This is a genomic window from Pseudomonas sp. PvP001, assembly GCF_040546375.1.
GTDB classification, from domain to species: Bacteria; Pseudomonadota; Gammaproteobacteria; order Pseudomonadales; family Pseudomonadaceae; genus Aquipseudomonas; species Aquipseudomonas coleopterorum.
Genome location: NZ_JBEPNQ010000001.1, coordinates 2,292,812 through 2,314,675 on the forward strand (window position 1 = coordinate 2,292,812; position 21,864 = coordinate 2,314,675).

General features: G+C 61.4%; 21 protein-coding genes and 1 pseudogene. 16 read left to right on the forward strand and 6 right to left on the reverse strand.

Annotated features, from left to right (window positions below; translation table 11 throughout):
* Positions 1–352: 352 nt before the first annotated feature.
* Positions 353–1,558: pseudogene (locus ABMD26_RS22195) on the reverse strand (FIST signal transduction protein); the annotation flags it as partial.
* Between the two features lie 194 nt (positions 1,559–1,752).
* Here ABMD26_RS22195 and ABMD26_RS10455 point away from each other — a divergent pair.
* From ABMD26_RS10455 to ABMD26_RS10465, 3 genes are all read left to right on the forward strand, one after another.
* Positions 1,753–1,935, forward strand: coding sequence for a type II toxin-antitoxin system HicA family toxin (locus ABMD26_RS10455; protein WP_282348370.1), 183 nt, complete (start codon positions 1,753–1,755; stop codon positions 1,933–1,935).
* A 30-nt stretch (positions 1,936–1,965) separates the two neighbouring features.
* Positions 1,966–2,367, forward strand: a complete 402-nt coding sequence (locus ABMD26_RS10460; RefSeq protein WP_354309398.1) for a type II toxin-antitoxin system HicB family antitoxin — start codon at positions 1,966–1,968, stop codon at positions 2,365–2,367.
* Positions 2,368–2,501: 134 nt separating this feature from the next.
* Entirely contained in the window at positions 2,502–3,623 is a 1,122-nt protein-coding gene (locus tag ABMD26_RS10465; protein WP_354309400.1) for an SMP-30/gluconolactonase/LRE family protein, read from the forward strand.
* Positions 3,624–3,752: 129 nt separating this feature from the next.
* On the opposite strand, the gene ABMD26_RS10470 is transcribed toward ABMD26_RS10465, so the two are convergent.
* Positions 3,753–4,397 (reverse strand): LysE family translocator, encoded by a 645-nt coding sequence (locus ABMD26_RS10470; RefSeq protein ID WP_282348367.1) that lies wholly within the window; start codon positions 4,395–4,397, stop codon positions 3,753–3,755.
* Between the two features lie 374 nt (positions 4,398–4,771).
* A complete protein-coding gene (locus ABMD26_RS10475; RefSeq protein ID WP_056844525.1) occupies positions 4,772–5,551 on the reverse strand; it encodes an IclR family transcriptional regulator in 780 nt (259 codons plus the stop codon).
* 214 nt (positions 5,552–5,765) lie between these two features.
* Here ABMD26_RS10475 and ABMD26_RS10480 point away from each other — a divergent pair, with 214 nt between their 5' ends.
* From ABMD26_RS10480 to ABMD26_RS10510, 7 genes are all read left to right on the forward strand, one after another.
* Positions 5,766–6,530: an ABC transporter substrate-binding protein gene (locus tag ABMD26_RS10480; protein WP_354309403.1), complete on the forward strand. Its 765-nt coding sequence runs from the start codon at positions 5,766–5,768 to the stop codon at positions 6,528–6,530.
* A gap of 14 nt (positions 6,531–6,544) precedes the next feature.
* Entirely contained in the window at positions 6,545–7,213 is a 669-nt protein-coding gene (ehuD, locus tag ABMD26_RS10485) for an ectoine/hydroxyectoine ABC transporter permease subunit EhuD (protein WP_134722782.1), read from the forward strand.
* Positions 7,210–7,962: an amino acid ABC transporter ATP-binding protein gene (locus ABMD26_RS10490; RefSeq protein ID WP_354309406.1), complete on the forward strand. Its 753-nt coding sequence runs from the start codon at positions 7,210–7,212 to the stop codon at positions 7,960–7,962. Before ehuD ends, ABMD26_RS10490 begins: the two co-directional genes overlap by 4 nt.
* A gap of 5 nt (positions 7,963–7,967) precedes the next feature.
* Positions 7,968–9,236, forward strand: a complete 1,269-nt coding sequence (locus ABMD26_RS10495; protein WP_354311821.1) for an NAD(P)/FAD-dependent oxidoreductase — start codon at positions 7,968–7,970, stop codon at positions 9,234–9,236.
* A 95-nt stretch (positions 9,237–9,331) separates the two neighbouring features.
* The gene (locus tag ABMD26_RS10500) at positions 9,332–9,607 is read left to right on the forward strand and encodes a hypothetical protein (RefSeq protein ID WP_134722775.1); all 276 of its coding nucleotides are present in this window, start codon (positions 9,332–9,334) and stop codon (positions 9,605–9,607) included.
* A 184-nt stretch (positions 9,608–9,791) separates the two neighbouring features.
* Complete coding sequence (locus ABMD26_RS10505; protein ID WP_314568212.1) at positions 9,792–10,028, forward strand: colicin E3/pyocin S6 family cytotoxin; 237 nt, start codon at positions 9,792–9,794, stop codon at positions 10,026–10,028.
* Positions 10,029–10,037: 9 nt separating this feature from the next.
* A complete protein-coding gene (locus tag ABMD26_RS10510; RefSeq protein ID WP_134722770.1) occupies positions 10,038–10,295 on the forward strand; it encodes a hypothetical protein in 258 nt (85 codons plus the stop codon).
* A 32-nt stretch (positions 10,296–10,327) separates the two neighbouring features.
* On the opposite strand, the gene ABMD26_RS10515 is transcribed toward ABMD26_RS10510, so the two are convergent.
* Positions 10,328–11,350 (reverse strand): ABC transporter substrate-binding protein, encoded by a 1,023-nt coding sequence (locus ABMD26_RS10515; protein WP_049861612.1) that lies wholly within the window; start codon positions 11,348–11,350, stop codon positions 10,328–10,330.
* Between the two features lie 184 nt (positions 11,351–11,534).
* On the opposite strand from ABMD26_RS10515, the gene ABMD26_RS10520 reads away from it, so the two are divergent.
* Genes ABMD26_RS10520 through ABMD26_RS10530 form a run of 3 tightly spaced genes read left to right on the forward strand, consistent with a single transcriptional unit; the run spans position 11,535 to position 14,859 of the window.
* Positions 11,535–12,908, forward strand: a complete 1,374-nt coding sequence (locus tag ABMD26_RS10520; RefSeq protein ID WP_354309407.1) for a CHASE2 domain-containing protein — start codon at positions 11,535–11,537, stop codon at positions 12,906–12,908.
* On the forward strand, positions 12,905–13,264 hold the full coding sequence (locus ABMD26_RS10525) for a hypothetical protein (RefSeq protein ID WP_134722764.1): 360 nt from the start codon (positions 12,905–12,907) through the stop codon (positions 13,262–13,264). The genes ABMD26_RS10520 and ABMD26_RS10525 overlap by 4 nt, the downstream gene beginning before the upstream one ends.
* An 8-nt stretch (positions 13,265–13,272) precedes the next feature.
* A complete protein-coding gene (locus ABMD26_RS10530) occupies positions 13,273–14,859 on the forward strand; it encodes a M48 family metallopeptidase (protein ID WP_354309409.1) in 1,587 nt (528 codons plus the stop codon).
* A gap of 12 nt (positions 14,860–14,871) precedes the next feature.
* On the opposite strand, the gene ABMD26_RS10535 is transcribed toward ABMD26_RS10530, so the two are convergent.
* A complete protein-coding gene (locus ABMD26_RS10535) occupies positions 14,872–15,498 on the reverse strand; it encodes a glutathione S-transferase family protein (protein WP_090355244.1) in 627 nt (208 codons plus the stop codon).
* 327 nt (positions 15,499–15,825) lie between these two features.
* On the opposite strand from ABMD26_RS10535, the gene ABMD26_RS10540 reads away from it, so the two are divergent.
* On the forward strand, positions 15,826–16,470 hold the full coding sequence (locus tag ABMD26_RS10540) for a TetR/AcrR family transcriptional regulator (RefSeq protein ID WP_134722760.1): 645 nt from the start codon (positions 15,826–15,828) through the stop codon (positions 16,468–16,470).
* Between the two features lie 141 nt (positions 16,471–16,611).
* On the opposite strand, the gene ABMD26_RS10545 is transcribed toward ABMD26_RS10540, so the two are convergent.
* Positions 16,612–19,347: a beta-glucosidase gene (locus ABMD26_RS10545; RefSeq protein WP_122743864.1), complete on the reverse strand. Its 2,736-nt coding sequence runs from the start codon at positions 19,345–19,347 to the stop codon at positions 16,612–16,614.
* Between the two features lie 483 nt (positions 19,348–19,830).
* Between ABMD26_RS10545 and ABMD26_RS10550 the strand changes: the two genes are divergently transcribed.
* Both ABMD26_RS10550 and gspE read left to right on the forward strand, forming a co-directional pair.
* Complete coding sequence (locus ABMD26_RS10550) at positions 19,831–20,061, forward strand: hypothetical protein (protein ID WP_320522816.1); 231 nt, start codon at positions 19,831–19,833, stop codon at positions 20,059–20,061.
* A gap of 78 nt (positions 20,062–20,139) precedes the next feature.
* Positions 20,140–21,864 carry a type II secretion system ATPase GspE gene (gspE, locus tag ABMD26_RS10555; protein WP_354309413.1) on the forward strand — a complete coding sequence of 575 codons (1,725 nt, stop codon included), beginning with the start codon at positions 20,140–20,142 and terminating at the stop codon, positions 21,862–21,864.

A 21,864-nucleotide genomic window follows, 5' to 3' on the forward strand; every position in this document is an offset into this window, starting at 1 on the left:
AATAATGGTTGATCTGGGTGGCCATCTGCTGTTGGTGTTCGCCAGCGTCGGCGAGCACCTGGCCCAGAGCGGCGAGCCCTTTGAAAACGGGGAGGATGCCGGTGTCCAGGCCCCGGGTGTCGAGGGCGCTGGTGAAATCGTTGCGTTTGAAGGCTTCGATCTGTTTCACCACCACGTGGTTGAGGCCGACCATTTTCTTGAGCTGGCGGCGCAGGAAGAAGGCTTTGAACTCGCCATAGTGGGCGATGAAGTTATCCACATACTCGTCGGTGAAGGATGCGCCCTTGGCGACGCGGAAGAAGAAAATCGCGGTCAGGGTCTGGTTGAGATTCAAGCCGAGGATTTCACCGAAGGTCGAGAAGCCCACCACCGGCACGTCGCCAAACAGGCCGCGCATGCTGCCCAGGTCATTGGCGTTGTTGAGCCTGCGCAGGATGCAGTCGTTGAGGATGGCAGCCACCGGCTGGCCGCCCTTGCCTTGCAGGAACTGTCGGTAGTCTTTTTCCGTGGCCTGACGCAGCGGCGTGCGCTTGACCATGACCAGCTCTTCGCCCGGCGCAACGTCGCAGAACAACTGGATGATCTGTTGGGCATGGTCGATACGGGCAATGGAACGCACGAACAATTCGCTGCCGACGCGGATGGCGAAGGAGTACTCGGCCAGGTTCTTTTCCAGGGAATGGCTGTCGCACTTGAACGCGTTGCACAGGGCCTGGACCATGCTCATGATGTTGCCGCTGCTGTCGATCACCTGATCGATGGTGCGGTCTTCGACGGAGGCGGTGAGCACGCTGAACGTCAGCCCGGCCGGCTCGAAGTTCTGGCTCTTGAACACACCGAAACGGATGTCCGGTGCGGTCTTGAGAAAGACGATCTGGGCGTGGTTCTGGTAGCTGCGCTGGCCGTCGTGGATCAGGGTTTTCTGGAAGTCCGACTTGCCGCCCGCAGAGCCGCCGACGAACAGGCAGGGGAAGCGGCCCGACTCGTAAAGCGCTTCCATGAAGAACGATTCGGAAGCCGACAGCCCGTCGAAAACCACGTAAGCCAGGGTATCGCGGTGGTCGATGGGCGTACTGACCTGGACGCGCTTGATGTTGGCGACCAGCTTCGCGATGCGCTCGCGCATCTCCATGCGTTTGCCACCGTTGCGGATGTCTTCGCACTCCAGCGGCACCATGACCACTTCCGCCGAGGCAATCACATTGCGCTCGAAGCACTGCAGCACGATGCGGTCCCAGTGCTCGCCCGCCGCGCAGTACAGACCATCCGCGCTGTTGCACAGCTCGCCTGAAGTGGTGCACAGGCTGATGGTGCCATTGGGGAAGCGCTGCCGAACGCTGGCCGCGACCTTGTCGATGTCCAGGTGAGGCGAGACGAAGCCTGTCACCAGCACAGGATCCGCCCGCAAACCGGCCAGACCGCGGTCCAGCTCACTAGCCGTGCAGCTCAGGCTCACGGCACCCTGGCTGAGTGCGCGGGCGGGGTTGAAGCGTTTGAAGAGGTTCATCACATGGCTCGCTAGAAAGGTTGCACAGCGCACGCGGGGCGTAGCTTGCATTGCTTTCACTATCGGCCATGGGGAGGTGGACTTGATGCAGGTGGTCGGGTCTGCAATGAAAGGTGCTGATTGGAAACTTTCGTAACCATTGAGCTTTACGACTCGGACGGTAGCCTCAGATACCCTATACGGGTTCCTCGATCTTGAAAAAATACCTCTAGAGTTATAAAGTCCTCGTGCGCAAGGAGTGCTGAGTGCAGAGCAGACAGCTAATACGCGAGCTGGAGCAGGCCGGTTGGATTCTAGATCGCATCGCCGGAAGTCATCACATGTTCAAGCATCCAAGGCGTACGCAAACAGTTCCTGTTCCACACCCAAAGAAGGATCTGCCGGTTGGTACGGTTAGAGCAATTCGAAAACTTGCCGGCTTGATCTAGGCAACGGCCTACTCATGAGGAGAGATATCCATGCGCTACCCAATCTGCATCGAGTGGGGCGATGAAACTACAGCCGTCGGAATTCAGGTGCCCGACATTCCTGGCGCCATCACCGCTGGCGACACGTTCGAAGAGGCCTACAGTGCTGCGATCGAGATCGCTCATATCATGCTGGAGGAACTTGCGGCTCGTGGAGAGCGTATTCCTCTCCCAAGCGCGACGGCAGTCCTTCGTAACGACGCCGAATACACGGACATGGGCTGGGGAATGCTCGATATCGATATAACGCCTTACTTGGGCAAGACCGAAAAGGTCAACGTCACACTGCCTGGATTCGTGATTTCGCAGATCGACCGATTTGTTCGTGAGCACAATGTCAAAAGTCGATCTTCTTTCTTGACCGATGCGGCACTTGAAAAACTAGGGCGTTGAGCAAAAAACCGGGACCGCGGGAACCTGTATCCCTGTAAAGCAGCGACCCGAAACAAGGCCGAATACTTGTACGATGTCCTATCACAAGGTATTACTACGTCTCCTCATAAAAACAAAACTACGGAGATCGCTACATGGACTCATTCTCGTCCGCCGGGCCCGAACGGCTCGACCGAGCAAAGGGCAATACCCGCCGCAGCTTTCTGAAACAGTCCTTCGCAGTTTCCGCCACGCTCGCCACCGTGGGCAGCGCTGCGCTGCCCCGACTGTCCAGTGCCGCCGAGCCCTTGAGTCAGCGTTACCCTGACCCACTGGTGCACGTGCTCGACGACAGTTTCCTTGAGTTGCGCGTGTTCAACGCCAGCGTCGAAAGACTGGCCACCGGCCTGCGGTGGGCCGAAGGGCCGGTATGGATCGGCGCTGGTCGCTATCTGTTGGTCAGCGACATCCCCAACAATCGCATCATGCGCTGGGACGAAATCACGGACACCTTCTCCGTGTACCGCGAACACTCCAATTTCTCCAACGGCATGTGCCAGGATCGCCAGGGGCGACTGATCGTCTGCGAAGGCTCTACCACCACCAGTGAAGGCCGCCGCATCACGCGCACTGAACACAACGGCACCGTCACCGTGCTGGCTGACAGTTTCGAAGGCAAGCCCTTCAATTCCCCGAATGACGTCGTCTGCAAAACCGACGGATCCATCTGGTTCACCGATCCGCCCTTCCAGACCATCAACAACTACGAAGGCCACAAGATCACCCCCACTCAACCTCATGCGGTGTACCGCATCGACGGCGAGAGCAGGAAAGTCACGCGGGTGATCGACGACATCAACGGGCCGAATGGCCTGTGTTTTTCACCCGATGAAAAACTGCTGTACGTCGTCGAAGGCCGGGCCAAGCCCAATCGACTGATCTGGGCGATCGATGTGAAGGACGACGGTACCTTGGGCGAGCGCCGCAAACATATCGAAGGTTTGGACTACGCTGCCATCGACGGCATCAAGTGCGACGAGGCGGGTAATTTGTGGTGCGGCTGGGGTGGCAATGGTGATCCCAAGGCCGACCTGGAAAAACTCGACGGCGTGCGGGTGTTCAATCCACAGGGCAAGGCCATCGGGCACATTTCCCTGCCCGAACGCTGCCCGAATGTGTGCTTCGGCGGGCGCGAGGGAAACCGGCTGTTCATGGCCGGCAGTCACTCGATCTATTCGTTGTTCGTGAATGCGCGTGGGGCGACGTTCGCGGTGTAATGACCCAGTCTGCCGCGCATCGGGGGATGCACGGCAGTCGATAAGTCCGCGGCGTCGAACAATGGCCTGCATCCGTCACGGGATGTGATTCGTGATCACCTGCAGACCCCTGCGATTACCTCGGCATTTTCAGGTACGAGTCAGCGCAAGCCTGATGCCTAACGCGATGAACACACCTCCGACGACACGATCCATCAATTTCTGCAGCGATCTGTTGCGTGACATGCCGCTTGAGGCACTTCCAGCCAGGATCGCAAAGGTTGCGTCGGTCAAAAAGGCTACCAGCGCATAGGTCAATCCCAACACCAGGAAAGACGCGGTGTGGTGCTCGCCTCCAGGCGCTACGAACTGTGGAAAGAATGAAATGAAGAACAGCAGAACCTTTGGATTCATCAAGGTCGTTATGAACCCCTTTGACAGAAGGCCATAGAGATCCGCGTCTTTTTTGATGTCAGCGCTTTCAGCGGCTTCTGCGCGTGCGCGACCAAAGGTCTCGAGCACCAACTTTCCACCCAGGTAGATCAGGTAAATCGCGCCAACATATTTAACCAGGGTAAACATGACAGGCGAGGCCGCAATCAGGGCCGTGAGACCCACAACACTCGCCAACGCGTGAGTGCAACTGCCCAAGGCCACGCCAGCCGCTGAGATGACGCCCGCACGCCGACCATTTGCAACACTTTGCCCCACCACGTAAGCCATGTCGGGGCCTGGTGTTATGGAAAGCAGAAAAACGGCAACTATAAAAAGCCAAAAGTTGGTGATATCAAACATAGTCATCCCTTATCTAGAATCCTGTTGCCCTGCAGCCAAGCGTATTCGGCTCATGAAATGGGCCGAATAGCCCCACTAATCGGCTCACGACCGGCAACCGAAGTGGTGTCCGTGCGCTTGGATCATGCCCGGAACACTTGGTAGCTGCCAAATCGGAAGCAGATTAGCCACCCTTCACGCCGCATCTGGATGATCCAGCGTTTCCCACCCCAGGCACGCCAGCGCCAAGGTCCGCGGCACCGCCTCTCGGCCACTGCTGTATCGGCTGATGCTGCGAGCGCTCACGCCTAAAGCCTCGGCAGCCTGATCCAATCACTACGAGGCTCAGTATCGCCAATCTGGCGATATTCGGACAACCACGTCTCCATCTTCCCCTACCCCAAACTCCGCGCCGAATTGCTCAACACCTGCACGCACTGCATCAAGGCCGGTGCCAGTTGGCTTTCGGCGTCGGCGCGGGTCCAGCGGCTGGTGGGGGCTACCACGTGGACGGCGGCTACGGGCCGGCCGTTGCCGCCGATGACGGGGGCGGCGATGGTCATGTCGCCCAGGAACAGTTCCTGGGTGTTCACGGCGTAGCCGCAGTCACGCACCGTTTGCAGCGAAGCCATGATGTCGTCCACCTCGGTGTGGGTGTGCGGGGTGTGGGCGACGCGGGTGCTGCTTTGCACCAGGGCCAGCGCTTCGGCTTCGGGCAGGGCGCTGAGGTAGGCGCGGCCGGAGCCGGTGCAGTACATCGGCACGCGGCTGCCGATGGGCATGTGCACGGGTACGAAACGGGCGCTGACGAAGCGCGCGATGTAGGTCATTTCCACGCCGGTGGGTTCGGTCAGGCAGGCGGTCTCGCCGGTGAGTCGGGTGAGTTCGGCCAGGAACGGGTTGCCGACTTCGATCAGGGAATGAGCATCGAGGTAGCTGAAGCCCAGTTCCAGCACATGGGGTGTCAGCTGGTAATGCCGGGTGCGCGAGTGTTTCCGAAGGTAACCCAGGCTTTCCAGGGTAAAGACCATTCGCTGGGCCGAGCTTTTGGTCATGTGCGAGGCTTCGGCAATCTCTGCCAGGCTCATGCTGCGGCGCTTGGCGCTGAATGTACGCAGCACGGCCAGGCCTTTTTCCAGGGATTGATTGAACAGGCTGTTGCGATCTTCGGACATGAGAGCCTCAAGGCAATATTCGGCGAATGGACCCGGACAACAGCGAAGAGACAGCAATTTACGCGCCTGAAAATCGGATACCGATACGAACGTGATGTTTATCGATTTCCAGTCACTGAAAATCGATCATTTCGGTATGAAATGGCATAGAGCTTGCGACTTCGGTCATGTCCGCCTGGCGGTCCCACCTTCCGATTCCTTCTGGAGTGACCCGATGAACAGCCTCTCCCCTCTGTTTCGCCGTTTCGCGTTCGGTATCTGCCTGACCCTTGGCGCATCCCTCGTGCACGCCACCGAGGCACCGCTGTACAAGGTTGGTGCAACCGCCACGGGTTCGCCCTTCACCTTCCTGGACATCAAGAGCAACAGCATTCAGGGGATGATGGTGGACATCGCCAAGGCGGTCGGTGAAGCCGGTGGCTTCGGCACGCAGATGGAGCAGACCAACTTCGCGGCGCTAATCCCGTCCCTGACCTCGGGCAAGCTGGACTTCATTTCCGCGGGGATGCTCAAGACCGACGAGCGGGCCAAGGTGGTGGACTTCAGCGCGCCGGTCTATTCCTACGGCGAAGGCCTGATCGTCAGTGCCGACGACAACACCGCCTACCCCGACCTGGCTGCGTTGAAGGGCGAAGTGATCGGCGCCCAGGCGGGCACCGCGTTCTACGACCTGGTCAACAAGATGGGCATCTTCAAGGAAGTGCGCACCTACGATTCGATCGCCGAGATGGTCCGCGACCTATCCCTGGGCCGCATCAAGGCGGCCGTGGCCGATCAGCCGATCGTGGCCTATCAGATTCGTCAGAACACCTTCAAAGGGGTGAAGCTGGCTGCCGATTACAAGGCGGCCAAGGTGGGCGATGTGTGCTTCGTGGTGCGCAAGGGTGACAGCGCAACCCTGGAGCGCCTGAACAAGGCCATCGACACCATCAAGGCCAACGGTACGCTGCAGGGCATCGTGCAGAAGTGGGGCGTGTAGGCTGAGGAGCGACCATGAAGCTTGCTGACTTCTTGCAGAACGCGCAGGACTTCCTGCCGATTCTGCTTCAGGGCGCGTGGGTGACCATCCAGATCACGGTGCTGTCGTTCCTGCTCAGCAGCGCGATCGGGCTGGTGCTGGCGCTGCTCAAGCTGTCGCCGGTCCGCGCGCTGTCGTGGGCGGCGAGCACGGTGATCAACGTGATCCGTGGGCTGCCGATCATCGTGCAGCTGTTCTACATCTATTTCGTGCTGCCGGACATGGGCATTCACCTGACGGCCTTCCAGGCCGGGGTGATCGGCATGGGCATCGCCTACTCGGCCTATCAGGCGGAGAACTTTCGCACCGGCATCATTGCCGTGGACCAGGGCCAGCGCGAGGCGTCGGAAGCCCTGGGCATGCGTTCGTTCATGATGATGCGCCGGGTGATCCTGCCGCAGGCGTTCCGCATTGCGCTGCCGCCCTATGGCAACACGCTGGTGATGATGCTCAAGGACTCGTCGCTGGTGTCGACCATCACCGTGGCCGAAATGACCCGCCAGGGCCAGCTTATCGCCTCGTCGACGTTCCAGAACATGACCGTCTACACCCTGGTGGCCTTGCTGTACCTGCTGATGAGCCTGCCGCTGGTGTACGGGTTGCGGCGCATGGAGCAGCGTCTGAGCCGGAGGAAAAAGGCATGATCCAGATCAGTGGACTGCAGAAGAACTATGGCGACCACCGCGTGCTGCACGGGGTGGATCTGCAGGTGCAGAAAGGCGAAGTGGTGTGCCTGATCGGCCCGTCGGGGTCGGGCAAGTCGACCTTGCTGCGCTGCATCAATGCGCTGGAAACCTATGAAGGCGGCTCGATCCTGGCCTTCGGCGAAACCGTGAAGCGTGGCAGCAAGACGGTGCATACCTTGCGCAGCCGCATGGGCATGGTGTTTCAGCGTTTCAATCTGTTCCCCCATCGCACCGTGCTGGAAAACGTGATGGAGGGGCCGCTCTACGTGAAAAACGAGCCGGCCGCGCAGGTGCGCCGCGAGGCACTGGCGTTGCTCGACAAGGTCGGACTGGCGGAGAAGGCCGATGCGTATCCGGAGCAGTTGTCCGGTGGCCAGCAGCAGCGCGTGGCGATTGCCCGCGCGCTGGCGATGAAGCCCGAGGCGATGCTGTTCGATGAACCGACTTCGGCGCTGGATCCTGAGCTGGTAGGCGATGTGCTGCAGGTGATGCGCACCTTGGCCGACGAGGGCATGACCATGATCGTTGTCACCCACGAGATGGGCTTTGCCCGGGAAGTCGCCGACCGCGTGTGCTTTCTGCACGGTGGTTACCTGGTGGAAACCGGACCGGCCGAAGAGGTGCTGGGCAATCCGCAACATCCGCGTACCCAGGATTTCCTGCGCCGGGTGTTGCATCCGACCACCAGCACGCGGAGCCAGCCATGATCGACGTGCCTTCACTGTGGGCCGCGACCGCGCCCCCCGCGCGGGTGACACCGCCACTGCGCGAATCGGGCACGTACGATGTGGTGATCGTCGGTGCCGGGTACACCGGCTTGTCCACTGCCCTGCACCTGGCCGAGCGTGGTGTCAGCGTGTGCGTGCTGGAAGCACGGGAGCCGGGCTGGGGGGCATCGGGACGTAACGGCGGGCAGGTCAATCCGACCTTGAAGCATGACCCGGACGAACTGGTGCGGCTGTATGGCGCGGCCGTGGCGGAGCCGTTGATCGACACCGTGTCGCGCTCGGCCGACCTGGTGTTCGACCTGATCGATCGCCATGGCATTGAGTGCGCTGCCGTGCGCAAGGGCTGGATGCAGGTCTCTTATTCGCACAAGGGCGTTGCCGGCCTGCACGCGCGGGCCGCGCAGTGGGAACGTCGCGGTGTGCCGGTGCAGTGCCTGGATGCCGCCGACGTGGCGACGCGCATGGGCAGCCAGGCATTTGCCGGGGGCTGGCTGGATGGCCGTGCCGGCGCCATTCAGCCGTTGGCCTATGCCCGTGGGCTGGTAAGGGCAGCCCAGGCGGCCGGCGCCAGCATTCATGGACAGAGCCCGGTGATCGGGCTGCAGCCGGTCGCGTCGGGCTGGCAGGTGCAGACCGCCAGCGGCCACACGGTCAAGGCAGCCCAGGTGGTGCTCGCCACCAACGGTTACAGCGATGGCCTGTGGCCGGGCATGGCGCAAAGCGTCCTGGCGGCGAACAGCTTCATCGTCGCCACCCGCCCGCTGCAGGGCGCTGCGGCTCAGAGCATTCTGCCCGGACAGGAAACGGTTTCCACGGCGCAGCGGCTGTTGCTGTACTTCCGCAAGGACAGCCATGGGCGCCTGCTGATGGGCGGCCGCGGCACCTTCGCCGACCCCGGTGCGCCCCAGGATTTCGCTCATCTGGAGCGCTCGCTGGCCTTGCTGTTTCCGCAGTTGGGCAGGCTGGATTTCGAGTACCGCTGGGCCGGACGCATCGCCATCACCCGGGACTTCATGCCGCATGTGCATCAACCCATGCCGGGCCTGACGTTGGCGCTGGGCTGCAACGGTCGCGGCATTGCCCTGTGTACCAGCCTGGGGCAGCAACTGGCGACCAGCCTGTGCGACAGCCGGGCCGACTTCGCCTACCCGGTGAGTCCTCTGCAAAAACTGCCGATGCACGGGCTGCAACGTTTCTACATCGGCGCCGGCGTGGCCTGGTACAGCCTGCTGGATCGCCTGAACGTGAGCTGATGGCCTGCGGCAGAGCGTCGCGCCTGGCGTTGGCGGTGAACCAATCGCCGTGCGCCGGTTTCAAAGGGGTTCATTCAGAACAATGGTTGCGTCCCATGCCCAAGAAACTTTCCCTCGCTCTGCTGATGATTTCTGCCCTGGGCCTGGCGGCCTGTGACAAGACGTCCGAAGACCACGTGCAGAAAGCCAACGAGCACACCGAAGCCGCCGCCCAGAAGCAAGCCGAGGGCAAGCCTGAGCAAGCCGCCGAGGAAAAAGCCGAAGCCGCCGAAGAACACGACAAGGCCCGCGAAAAGCGCGTGACCGAAGACCGCCATCAGGCGCTGTCCTCGGACGTACCGGACGAGATCAAGGCGCCCGAGAAAAAGTAATTCGCAGCGCGAACAACCCAGGCCCCGCCAGCGATGGACGGGGCTTTTTTTATTTCTGGGCAGCGCGACGTACATCTTGAAACCATTGGCCTGAAGCCGCCAGCCACTGGTTACAGCACTCACCGCTATAGTTCCGCCCGTTGCCCGTGCTGCTGCACCATGGGACCGAGACAGGGAGTGTTCAATGGCAGGCAAGCCGAAGCCAGATCCGTCAATCGTCAGCGGCTTCAGAGTCGCCTGTGTTGAAGCAGGCAGGAAGGTCTACTTTGATCCAATAGCTCAGCGATACTATTCTTGGGATTCGTTGCATGGCGAGTTCGAGGTGTTCGACCGGCGTGGGTTTCATCTGGGCTCGGTGTGTCCAGAAACAGGACGGTTGCTGAAGCCCGCAGTTCGTGGCCGACGAATCAGAACCAATTGAGAGGTAGACATGACCTTCGTAGAACTTTGCATCGAGGGGAACGCGCGCGAAGACGAGATCGACAGGTTCATCGAAGCCTGGCATGAAGGTCGGGCGGGCACCCAAGTAGAACTGCACGACTATCTGGGTATGACGTGGAGCGAATATCAGCGCTGGGCTATCAGCCCAGCAATTCTGCCCCATGTGGTCAGCGCCCATAAATTTGGCACCTCCCTTGAATACCAGCTTGCTCAGCAGGCCAATGAAAACGTCATGCCACATGCATGAACGTCCGCGTTAGGGGCACAGGGCATCAGATCTCAACTCCCCTGCAACGGCTTGGCGTCCTTGAAGAAGTAATCCTGCCAGGAGGCCGGTTTGTTCTTGATCGCGCCGACGCGGTGCATGAACTCGGCCAGGGGGTAGGTGTTCTTCGGTGTGATCGAGAATTCGAACTGCGGGTTGTCGATGATTTTCAGCAGTGCGGCCCGGTCGATCTTCGCGCCGGTCACGCGGATGTAGGTATCGGCAGCGGCGCCTTTGTCTTTTTGGGCGAAGTCGGCCGCCTCGGCCAGGGCCTCGACGAACGCGTGGTAGGTCTTGGGGTTTTCCTCGCGGAATTTCTCGGTGGCGAACAGCACGGTGGGTGAGTTTGGGCCCAGCAGGTCGTAGGTGTTGAGCACCACATGCACATTGGGGTTGGCCAGGGCCTGATCCTGGAACGGCGGGTTGGAGAAGTGCCCACTGAGTTCGGTACCGCCGGCAATCAATGCCGCTGTGGCATCGGGATGAGGAACGGCGATGGTGTACTTGTCCAGACGGTTGTATTCCTTGTCGCCCCACTGCTTGGCCGCCGCGTATTGCAGGAAGCGAGATTGCACCGATACACCGACGGCGGGCACGGCAATGCGATCCTTCTCGGTGAAGTCGGCGATGGTCTTGACCTTGGGGTTGTTGCTGAGCAGGTAGTAAGGGAAGTTGCCCAGCGAGGCGACGGCCTTCACGTTCTGTCGTCCATGGGTGCGATCCCAGATGGTCAACAGCGGACCCACGCCTGCCCCGGCAATGTCGATCGCGCCGGACAACAACGCGTCGTTCACCGCAGAGCCGCCGGACAGCTGGGTCCAATCGACCTTGATGTCGATGCCCGCTTCCTTGCCGTGCTTCTCGATCAGATGCTGATCGCGCACCACATTGAGCAGCAGATAAACGATACCGAACTGCTCGGCGATACGGATTTCGCCCTCGGCATGGGCCTGCGCGGGTGCAACCACGGCACCGGCCAACAGGCTAAAGCCGAGCCCGACGGCAGTAGCCAGACGGCTGAAAGTGGATCGAGACATAGGCGCTCCAGGCAAGGCATCAGGGATGTATGGGAGCGACTATATGTGCATAAGAAATTTAATTTAAATACGATTAAAGAATAACCATATTCAACCGTTCGTAACGCCGCCTGCCATCGCCTTGACATCATCTGTCCACTTCCTTTACAAAGCCGACACACAAGGAATCGCTATCAGGCCACGGATGAAGGCTAATTATTTTCGCTTCTGGCTGGGTCAAGTGCTGCTCGGCCTGGTCATAGGCTGCATTGCACTGCTCGATCCTTTCGGGCTGTCCAGTGCCAGCGATGCTGCGTCTTCGCAATGGATCAATCGCATCACCGCCAGCAGCTACCCGGACACCGGTCAACAGCAGGTGGTCGTGGTGCTGATCGACGACGCCTACCTCATGCACAACGCCACCTTCTGGCCCCTGCCCTATGCGCAGCAAAGCCAGTTGTTCAAACGCCTGCTCGCCTACAAGCCACGGGCGGTGTTCGTGGACTTGATGTACAGCCACGACCATGCACCCAATGACGCCGACAACGGCAGCCAGCTGCTGGTGAATGTCTTCGAGCGCTATCGGGAACAAGGCATCGCGCTGCTGCTGGCCAATACCGGCGACCGGCGCGGCGTCGACGGCCAGGCCAATGCCCTGGACTCGCTGGATCGGATGACCCGTCGCGCCCTGGTCAAGTGGAGCGATGTTGGCGACAGGTACCCGCTGGCCGTCGAGACTTCGCAAGGACTGCTCGAAACCCCAGCACTCGGCCTGTACCGCGAGTTCTGCCGCGACCGCGACTGTGCCGGGCTGCCGGTGGATGCCGCCGAGGCCGCGCAACGCCCACCCATGGCGCTGCGCTGGGGAACGACGCTGTCGCCCCTGCAAGCGCGGTCTACCTCGGTGGCGGACTGTTCGATTGACGACACCGCCTGGTACATCCAGCTGTGGCAGGCGATCTTCTGGAAGTTCGGCGACAGCGCCCCAGCCAGCTGCGCCTACACCCTCACGCTCAAGGCCAGTGCCCTGGAAGCCAATTCGCCGGAGGATCGCGCGCTGTTGCGGCAGATGCTCGGCGACAAGCTGGTGCTGGTGGGTGCCGAGATCACGTCGGCCGGTGACCTAGCCCAAACGCCGGTGCACGGCCTGCTGCCGGGGGTGTACCTGCACGCCATGGCGCTGGACAACCTGGTGACCTACCACGACACCTATCAACGCGATCCGCAGCCTTATGCCTGGCTGTCGATCAGTTGGCTGGACCTGGTGCAACTGGGTTTTGTCATCGTCATCGTCGGCTTGCGCGCCTGGTACCGACGGCGCCGCCATCGCCGGGCCCGAAGCTGGCGCGCACCGCTGTTCTGGTGGGCCGTCGTCCAGGTGGCGCTGGCCGCGATGTGCTGGGGGCTGTGGAAGAACAACATCAGTCCGGCCAACGTGCTGGCCATCGCCGTGCTGTCCCTTTCCATCATTGCAGAGCCGATCAGCCAGTTTGTCAGGCGGCAATGGCGGTCGCTTCTGCGCGGCTTCGCTCGACGCAGGCGCGTCCGTATTTCACTTCCCCAAGGAACTCAAGGATGACCAGAACCACTTTTCTGCTATTGGCTGCGCTGTGCAGCCCCGGCGTGTTTGCCGCCACCGTGGAGGCTTTCGAGGCGGATCCGCTGACGCTGCTCGATGCGCACGGCAAATCCCAGGGTACGCTGGCCCTCAAGGACGCGCCCAAGCCGCCGCTACCGGTGCTGGAAAGCAATCCGAACCTGGAGCTGGTGCAGGTCGAGCTCGGCGGACGCAAGGTCTGGCTGGACACAATGGACCTGCGCTTGAGCGAAGGTAAGGTCGTCACTACACCGTGCGAGCGCCTGTCCAACAGCCAGAAAGCCGACACCCGCAATGCCTCGACCATCGGCTTCGGTTCAGGCTGCAACAAGCCATGATCCGGCCAATGACGCACCCGCGCGGTCATGGCATCGGCCTGGTATTCGGCGCTATCGGCTGCCTTCTGCTTGCCGGCTGCGGCACGCTCAAGGGTGCCGATGCGGCCTTCATGAATCTGGTCGGGCCTTCGACCCAGTCCCAGGTCCAGGGTCGCTACCTGGATACCGCCGACGTGCGCCAGTACTACAAGCTCGACCCGCAGCGGGTCACGGCGCAGCGCTTGAGCTACGACGGTATGGCCATCCCGGCCGGCGAGATCCGTCAGCACAACGTGGTGCTGATTCCGCCCTTGCAGGCGTATCTGCAAGGCATCGTCACCCGCCTGGGCAAGGGTTGGCCCGGCGAGCTGCCGGCCTTGCAGGTCAAGGTGATCGACAGCTACGGCTTCGGTCCTTCGGCCGATCCGTTCGGCAATCTGTTCGTGCCGCTGGGCATGCTCGACAACGTCCAGAGCGAAGACGAAATCGCCGCGATGCTGGGCCATGAAATGAGCCATGTACTGCTGCACCACCACGACCGACGCGCGGCCTTCCAACAGCAGAACGCGATGCTGACCAACGTGGCGACCTCGATCGTGCTCGCGGCCAAGGTCGCCGATACCCGGGTCGATCATCGCTCGGACACGTTGAAGTTCGTCAGCAAGGACCCCCAGCGCACCCAGAAGACCGTCAGCAATACGGTGCTGTACACCGCCTTGATGAACAGTTTTTCGGAGAACATCTGGAGCACCGCCTGGGGCCGCACCCAGGAAGATCAGGCCGATCTGCTGGGCGCGGACCTGATGATCAAGGCTGGCTACGCGCCGCGGGCGGCCAGTCACAGCCTGCAACGCCTGAGCGATTTCCAAGGCAAGCAGCAATCCTTGCTCGGCAGCTTTGCCACGGCGCGCAAGAACGCCCTGCAGGAATCGGTGCAAAATCTGCAGGTCGATCGCCTGGTCAAGGAGGTTGGGGTCACCCTCAATCAGGGCCTGACCACCGGCATTAGCGCCGCAGGTCAGTACTTTCAGCGCTCGCACATGTCGCCGCTGGATCGCGATACCGAACTGCGCCAGTACCTGCAACGGCAGTACGACGGCCAACGCCGCGCGCGGGTGAATGCGGATGGCTGGCAGCAGCTGCGCGCCTCCACTGCCGTCGCGCCGTCGTTGCAAGCGTACAAGGATGCCTACGCCGCCACCGTTGCCCTGGAACAGCGACAGGTGCGGGAAGCTCGCCTGTTCAGCGAACGTGCGTTGGCCTCGCCGGTGCGCGACCAGCCGGGCATTCGCCGTGCGCAGTTCAGTGTGGAGATGGCCGAGGGCAAGCGCCGGGAGGCGTTGCAGGCATTGCAGGCGATCAAGGACTGGTCACTGGCCAGCCCGGAATTGTATGACCTGATGATTGCCCATCATCTGCTCAACAAGGATCCGCATGCGGCCCTGGCGATGATCGCTCAGGCCGAACGCACGCTGGGTTCCGAAGAACTGTTCATCACCGAAAAGCTGGCGGCGAACCAACAGCTCAAGGACGATGCGCAGGTCAAGGAACTGGCGCGCAAGTGCACCCAGTACCCGACGCGCAAGGACGGCTGCAAGAAGCTGCTGCCGGCCTGACGCATGCCGCGGTCACTTGGCGAACTTGTACTCGCCGCCCTGCTCGATCGCTTTCTGGTAAGCCGGACGCGCCTGCAGGCGTTCGACCCAGGCCGACAGGTGCGGATAGGCATCCAGCTTGCCCTGGGCCTTGGCCAGTTCGCCGACGAAGCTCATCTGCACGTCGGCGCCGGTCAGCTCTTCGCCCACCAGGTAAGGGGTCAGGCTGAGGGCGGTATTCAGATAGCCCAGGTAGTTCTCCAGCTCCGATTCGATACGTGGATGCAGCGGCGCGCCAGCGTCGCCCAGACGGCCCACGTACAGATTGAGCATCAGCGGCAGCATCGCCGAGCCTTCGGCGAAGTGCAGCCACTGCACGTATTCGTCGTAGGTGGCGCTGGCCGGATCAGGCTGGAGGGCGCCATGGCCGTGACGACGGATCAGGTAATCGACGATGGCGCCGGACTCGATGATGGTATGCGGACCGTCCTGGATCATCGGCGATTTGCCCAATGGATGGACGGCCTTGAGCTCGGCGGGCGCGAGATTGGTTTTCGCATCGCGCTCGTAGCGCTTGATCTCGTAGGGCACGCCCAGCTCTTCCAGCAGCCAGATGATGCGTTGCGAGCGGGAGTTGTTCAGGTGGTGAACGGTGATCATGGGTTGAACCTGTTTTGTTGAAGAGGTAAGCAGGTGACCCTGCGCATCGGCCAGAGTGCCAATCAAGTAGGTGCCAATCGAGTAAGTGCCAATCGAGTGAGTGCCGACCCGGTTCGACGGCGCGGCGGCGGGATTCTCTGAACTTAATGTCGCTCGTCGCTGACACAGCTGAACGTGGCTTGCACCTGGCGCACCATTGCAGGGCGCAGGTCATCTGGATTAGGTTTGCTCGAAACCGGGTTTGCTCGAACCGACCCCTCACCCCCCGCAGGACGCTCCATGTCAGGAAGCACCTGACACAGGAAATACCCCACACAGGATGTGCCCATGACAGACATGACCGACAGTACCCCCGACACCGCCCCCCGCACTCGCCGCGCGCCCAAAGGCGAGAAGCGCCGCGAGGAATTGCTCGATGCGGCGTTGCAGCTGTTTTCCCTGGAAGGCTACAGCGGTGCGTCGATCGCCCGGATCGCCGACCGGGTGGGGATCTCGGTGGCCGGCGTGCTGCACCACTTTCCCAACAAGGTTGCATTGCTGATGGGCGTGCTGGCGCGCCGGGACGAGGTCAATCAGAAGATCAGCGACGCCTTGCAGAGCGAGCTGACGCTGAGCAGTTTTCTGGGGGGTCTGCAGCAGATCAACCGTTCCAACGCGACTGCGCCGGGTGTGATCCGCGCCTTCAGCATGCTCAATGCCGAAAGCCTGGTGGACAGTCATCCGGGCTGGGAGTGGTTCCAGTCACGCTATGCGGCCATTCACGGACGCATGCGCACACGCCTCGATCATCTGGTGGCCATTGGCGAAGTGCGTGGGGATGTGGACCTGGATGCGCTGATTCACCAGTTGCTGGCGATGATGGATGGCTTGCAGTTGCAGTGGCTGCGGTTTCCGGAGACTGTCGATCTGGTGGAACGGTTCGACAGTTATATAGCTCAGGTAGAACGTGATATCCGAGCGCGCCCGGCCTGACCCTGTAGCAGCGGCGCGAGCCGCGTCCCGGTGTGTTGCGGTGTGACAGGCAGGTTGCATCCAGCGCTGACGCGGCTTGCGCCGCTGCTACAGGGGTGTTGCGATCCTCTGTGGCAGCGGTGCAAGTCGCGTCGGTTTCACTTAGTAAGCGGCGTTTTCGTACTCGCTGTTTCCGCTCGATTCGTTCTCGCTCTCGGTTTGCTCGAACACACCGCCGGTGTTGTCGTGCGACTGGGATACCTTGGTCGACTTCAACGCCGAACGTGGCAGTGGGTTGCTGGTGGTGGTCGACAGTTCCTGACGGAACGGATTGACCAAGCGGCCCTTCAGACGAATGTCATCGGACGCTGCACCCAGGCTGATATCGAAGCTGTCGGCATCGACGACCCACTGCTTGCTCTTCTCGTCGAAGTACGCCAGCGAGCGATCGTTGAGCTCGATGGTGACACGGCGGGTTTCGCCCGGCCGCAGGAAGACCTTCTTGTAGCCCTTGAGCTCCTTGACGGCGCGCTCCACCTTCGGATGCTGCTGGCCGACGTACAGCTCGGCCACTTCGGCACCGGCGCGTTGGCCGCTGTTGGTCAGGTCGAAGGAAACCTTGATCGGCGTGTTGCCTACCGCCACACCCGGGGTCACCGAGATGTTGTTGTAGGTGAACTGGGTGTACGACAGGCCATGGCCGAAGGCGAACAGCGGCTTGGTGCCGGTCTTGTCGTAACCACGGTAACCGAGCATGGTCAGGTCGTTCTTGTAGCTCAGGTCCTTGAGCGTGCGGGTGTTGTCGAAGTTCGGGAAATCCGCGTACAGCGGGTTGTCTTCGATATTCCGCTCGATGCTGATCGGCAGTTTGCCCGATGGGTTGACCTTGCCGAACAGAATCTCGGCCAGGGCCTGGCCGCCGTTCTGGCCTGGGTAGAAGGCATGCAGCGCGGCCGGGACCTGGTCGATCCAGTCGCTCATCTTCAGTGCGGTACCGCCGTGCATCGCCACCAGCGTGCGCGGGTTGACCTTGGCGATGTTCTGGATCAGCTCGTTCTGATACTCGGGCAGGTCGAAGCTGTGGTCGAACCCTTCGCCTTCGTATTCGCTGCTGTTGCCGACGGCAACCACCACGGCATCGTACTGGGACAGGTCTTGCGGCGCGGCCAACGAGGCCCAGGCCATCTGCACGCCCACCAGGCCGCCCATGGTCGAGAGGTAGCCATCGCGGCGCGAGTACTCAAGCTTCACGTCGTAGGTCTTGCCGGCTTCCAGGGTGATCTTGCCGGACTCGGGAATGGTTGGCGGAATGCTCTTGTTGGTGATGTTTTCACCGTCGCCGTTGTCGATGATCTTCTTGCCGTCGACCCACACGCGCACCGCACCGTCGGCACGGACCTTGAACACTTGCTCGCCGCTGATGGTCGGGGTGACCTGGCCAGTCCAGCGGATCGAGGTGTTGGCCGTGTCGCCGTTGCTGGGAAGATCGTCGGTGGACCAGTCCATGTCGACGTGGCTGTCGATACGGGTGGCCGAGGGATCGCCGGACCAGTTGGCGTTGGTGAAGAACTCGGTCTTCATGCCCTTGACCGTATTGCCCTTGCTGTCGGTGGTGGTCCATTGGGACGCTGCCGGATCCAGGGACAGGCTGTCGAGGAACTCGACCTTGGCGTTCGGCGCCATCTGCTGCAGGCCGCTGAGCTCGCTGATGTAGTGCGTGGCGTCGACGTGGGCGCTGCCGAAACCGGTAGGCGGCGCGTACTTGGCCAGGTTGCCGACCACGGCGATGCGCTTGACCTTCGCCTTGTCCAGCGGCAATACGTCGTTCTGGTTCTTGAGCAGCACGATGCCTTCGCGGGCGATGTTCAGTGCGACCTTGTTGCTGGCGGCGCTGTTCATGTCGTGGGTGGTCTGCGGGTCGATCTTGTCGAACTTGTACAGGTAGATGTTCTTGAGGATGCGGCGGACCTTGTCGTCGATGGTCGCCATGTCCAGCTCGCCGCTGTCCAGGTACGGCTTGAGCACCGTGCTGTTCATCTGGCCGCCCATCATGTCAAGGTCGGTACCGGCCTGGGCCGCAGGCAGGCCGTGCACCACGGCGTTGTAGTCGCTCTGCACCAGCCCCTTGTAGCGCCATTCCTTCTTCAGGATATCGGCGATCAGGTGCTTGCTCTCACAGGCGTACTCGCCGTTCACCTTCTGGAACGAGCACATCATCATGGCCACGGTGCTGTTCTTCACCGAGGACTCGAACGCCGGCAGCGTCAGCTCGCGCAGCACGCGCTCGGGCATCGCCTGGTCGAGGATGAAACGGTTGGTCTCCTGGTCGTTGCCTGCGTAGTGCTTGGCTTCGGCCCACACGCCACGTTGCTGGATACCGTTGACCACCGCCGGAGCCAGGCTCGCGCCCAGGAACGGGTCTTCACCGGAGAGGTATTCGAAGGCACGACCACTCCACGGCATGCGATAGAGGTTCATGCCCGGGCCGGTGACGAACTGGTAGCCTCCGGTGGCGGTGTCGTAGCCCAGGGCGCGACCGAAGTCGATGGCGCGCTGCGGGTTGAAGGTCGCCGCCAGGTTCGGTCCCGAAGGGTAGACCACGCCTGGATCGTTGCCTTCGCTGGTGTAGCGAATGCCTGCACCGCCGTCGGCACCGTGGATCTGCGGCACGCCGTACTGGGTCAGTGGCTTGACGTCCCAACCGCCGATACCGCCGATGTAGGCCAGTTTTTCTTCCTGGGTCATCTTGGCCAGGGTTCGTTCGGCGGCCTTGTCGGCGCGCAGCTCATTGGCGGCGAGTTGTTTCGGACTGATGGTCGTCGATGCGTTGGCATGGCCGACGGCCAGGCTCAGCAGGGCCAGGGCCGAATGAGCACCCAAGGTTTTCCGATTTAGCATGTGAAGACGATCTCCAAGTATCAGGTACCCCCGCGCTCATTTGTCGCAGTCGATGTGCTGCACGCCTTTATTTCAGGCAATAGTGGGCCTATACCGCAACTTCGCAGGAAGCACGGAAGATCACCGCTAGTGGCACTTCGACTTACGATAGTTCTGAGGCGATATTTCCCTGGATAACTAAGGTGAATGGCAAGTTGCCAGTAATTATCACGAGACGTGCCCGCGCCTTTAAATTAAGACAATTGTTTACAAACGAAGTCAAACGAAAAGGTGAACTTCGGCGGTTTTAGTATTTTCTCGGTATTTTTTTGTTACACATGGGGAACCATCGCTAAACCTTCCGGTCTGTAGGTTTAGCATTTTTGTCGATCTACCCTCAAAAACGCTCGTACAGCGGCCATTTTGAGCGAAACTCGGCAAACGATCGCGGGCTTCATTCCGCTGAGGCGGACGGGCTCGATACAAACCTTGGAGATGCTTGAAATGAAATTGCCACTACTGGGCACTATTGCCGCGTTCACTCTTGTTGCTGCCGGCACCACTTTCGCAGCCGAATCCAGCACTGAACAAAACGCTCAAGGCGTCAGCGACTCCACGGTCATGACACAGGAAAAGAACGTCAAAGTGGAGCAGAAAAAACAGAAGCAGCAAAAGCAGTCCGATGAAAACCAGCGTGGCCGCCCCACCGAGCAGAGCAAGCCTGCGGCAAACTAACGCAGCGCGCTTAGTTACTGTAGTCATTACACCTCAGGGGCCTCGAAAGTGGCCCCTGATCATTTGAAGTACACCACCGTGTCTTTATCCGTCGCCCCCATCGATAGCCATTACTTGCCGACACAGGGTGTCGAGCAGGTGTGCGCCTGGCTGCTGGACAATGGCCACCTCAAGGCCAGCGACCTGGAGCGGGCACGGTGGTTGGCGCAGGAATCGGAAGGCAGCACGCTAGTGGAATTGCTGACCCGCCTGGGGCTGGTGTCCGAACTGGACCTGGCCAAGGCGTGGGCCGCGACCTTGCAGGCGCCTTTGCTGCTGGCCGACGCCGTGCAGCTTTGCGAAGAGCCCTTGCCCACCGTCAACGAGCGGTTTCTGCGTCATTACCGCCTGGTGCCGCTGGGCATCCATGACGACGGCATTCATGTACTGGCCGCCAACCCGGGCGACGACTATGCATTGCAGGCACTGCGCTACGCCTGTGAAAAACCGGTGTATGTGTCGGTGGGGGCCGCCAGTGAGGTCGACGCCCTGATCGAGAAGCTCTATGGCCAGGGGCGGTCGGCCATGGGTTCGTTGATAGAAACCCTCGACGAGCACAGCGGCGCCGAAGACGATATCGAGCACCTGCGCGACCTGGCGTCGGAAGCGCCGGTGATCCGCCTGGTCAACCTGATCCTGCAACGCGCAGTGGAGCAGCGGGCCTCGGACATTCACATCGAGCCTTTCGAGAGCCAGCTCAAGGTGCGCTATCGCATCGACGGCGTGCTGCACGAGGCCGAGGCCCCGCCATCGACGTCGTCAGCGGCGATCATTTCCCGCCTCAAGATCATGGCGCGCCTGGATATCGCCGAACGCCGCCTGCCTCAGGACGGCCGCATCATGCTGCGCATCCAGGGCAAGGAGCTGGACCTGAGGGTCAGCACCGTGCCCACCAGCTTCGGCGAATCGGTGGTGATGCGCCTGCTCGATCGCCAGACCGTGAGCTTCGACTTTCCCAGCCTGGGCATGGATGGCGAGCGGCTGAGCACGTTCCTGGACGTGCTTGAGAATCCCCACGGCATTCTGCTGGTGACCGGCCCCACCGGTTCGGGCAAGACCACCACCTTGTACACCGCACTGTCGCGGCTCAACACCGCCGAGCGCAAGATCATCACCGTCGAAGACCCGGTGGAGTACCAGCTCGAAGGCATCAACCAGATTCAGGTCAAACCCAGCATCGGTCTGGATTTCGCAGGGGCCCTGCGCTCCATCGTGCGCCAGGACCCGGACGTCATCATGATCGGTGAGATGCGCGACCTGGAAACCTGCCGCATCGCCATCCAGTCCTCGCTCACCGGCCACCTGGTGCTGTCGACGCTGCACACCAACAGCGCCGCGGCCAGCATCACCCGCCTGCTGGACATGGGCGTGGAAAGCTACCTGATCGCGTCCACCGTCAAGGGCATTCTGGCCCAGCGCCTGGTGCGCCGGCTCGACCCTCTGACCCGTGTGCCTTTCGAGGCTCCGCCCGAACTGATCGCCGAGCATGGGCTGGAGCGCTTCACGACGCAGCGCCCGATCATGCTCTACCGACCCGCCAGCGAGCTGCCCGGCGGCGGTTACCACGGCCGCAGCGCCATCACCGAGCTGCTGGTCATGAACGAAGAGCTGCGCTCGTTGCTCATGCGCCAGGCCGATGCCGCCACCCTCGAACAGGCCGCGCGCCGCGGTGGCCTGCGTACCTTGTATGAAGAAGGTTTGCGCCAGGCGGTGGCCGGTATCACCTCACTCGAAGAGGTGCTGCGCGTCACGCGCGGCGACTGA

Coding starts and splice junctions, on each gene's coding strand:
- ABMD26_RS10510 (WP_134722770.1), top strand. CDS start 10,038: ATGACCTTCGTAGAACTTTGCATCGAGGGGAACGCGCGCGAAGACGAG.
- ABMD26_RS10460 (WP_354309398.1), top strand. CDS start 1,966: ATGCGCTACCCAATCTGCATCGAGTGGGGCGATGAAACTACAGCCGTC.
- ABMD26_RS10475 (WP_056844525.1), bottom strand. CDS start 5,551: ATGTCCGAAGATCGCAACAGCCTGTTCAATCAATCCCTGGAAAAAGGC.
- ABMD26_RS10515 (WP_049861612.1), bottom strand. CDS start 11,350: ATGTCTCGATCCACTTTCAGCCGTCTGGCTACTGCCGTCGGGCTCGGC.
- ABMD26_RS10530 (WP_354309409.1), top strand. CDS start 13,273: ATGACGCACCCGCGCGGTCATGGCATCGGCCTGGTATTCGGCGCTATC.
- ABMD26_RS10520 (WP_354309407.1), top strand. CDS start 11,535: ATGAAGGCTAATTATTTTCGCTTCTGGCTGGGTCAAGTGCTGCTCGGC.
- ABMD26_RS10535 (WP_090355244.1), bottom strand. CDS start 15,498: ATGATCACCGTTCACCACCTGAACAACTCCCGCTCGCAACGCATCATC.
- ABMD26_RS10550 (WP_320522816.1), top strand. CDS start 19,831: ATGAAATTGCCACTACTGGGCACTATTGCCGCGTTCACTCTTGTTGCT.
- ABMD26_RS10540 (WP_134722760.1), top strand. CDS start 15,826: ATGACAGACATGACCGACAGTACCCCCGACACCGCCCCCCGCACTCGC.
- ABMD26_RS10525 (WP_134722764.1), top strand. CDS start 12,905: ATGACCAGAACCACTTTTCTGCTATTGGCTGCGCTGTGCAGCCCCGGC.
- ABMD26_RS10545 (WP_122743864.1), bottom strand. CDS start 19,347: ATGCTAAATCGGAAAACCTTGGGTGCTCATTCGGCCCTGGCCCTGCTG.
- ABMD26_RS10480 (WP_354309403.1), top strand. CDS start 5,766: ATGAACAGCCTCTCCCCTCTGTTTCGCCGTTTCGCGTTCGGTATCTGC.
- ABMD26_RS10490 (WP_354309406.1), top strand. CDS start 7,210: ATGATCCAGATCAGTGGACTGCAGAAGAACTATGGCGACCACCGCGTG.
- ABMD26_RS10505 (WP_314568212.1), top strand. CDS start 9,792: ATGGCAGGCAAGCCGAAGCCAGATCCGTCAATCGTCAGCGGCTTCAGA.
- ABMD26_RS10500 (WP_134722775.1), top strand. CDS start 9,332: ATGCCCAAGAAACTTTCCCTCGCTCTGCTGATGATTTCTGCCCTGGGC.
- ehuD (WP_134722782.1), top strand. CDS start 6,545: ATGAAGCTTGCTGACTTCTTGCAGAACGCGCAGGACTTCCTGCCGATT.
- ABMD26_RS10465 (WP_354309400.1), top strand. CDS start 2,502: ATGGACTCATTCTCGTCCGCCGGGCCCGAACGGCTCGACCGAGCAAAG.
- ABMD26_RS10470 (WP_282348367.1), bottom strand. CDS start 4,397: ATGTTTGATATCACCAACTTTTGGCTTTTTATAGTTGCCGTTTTTCTG.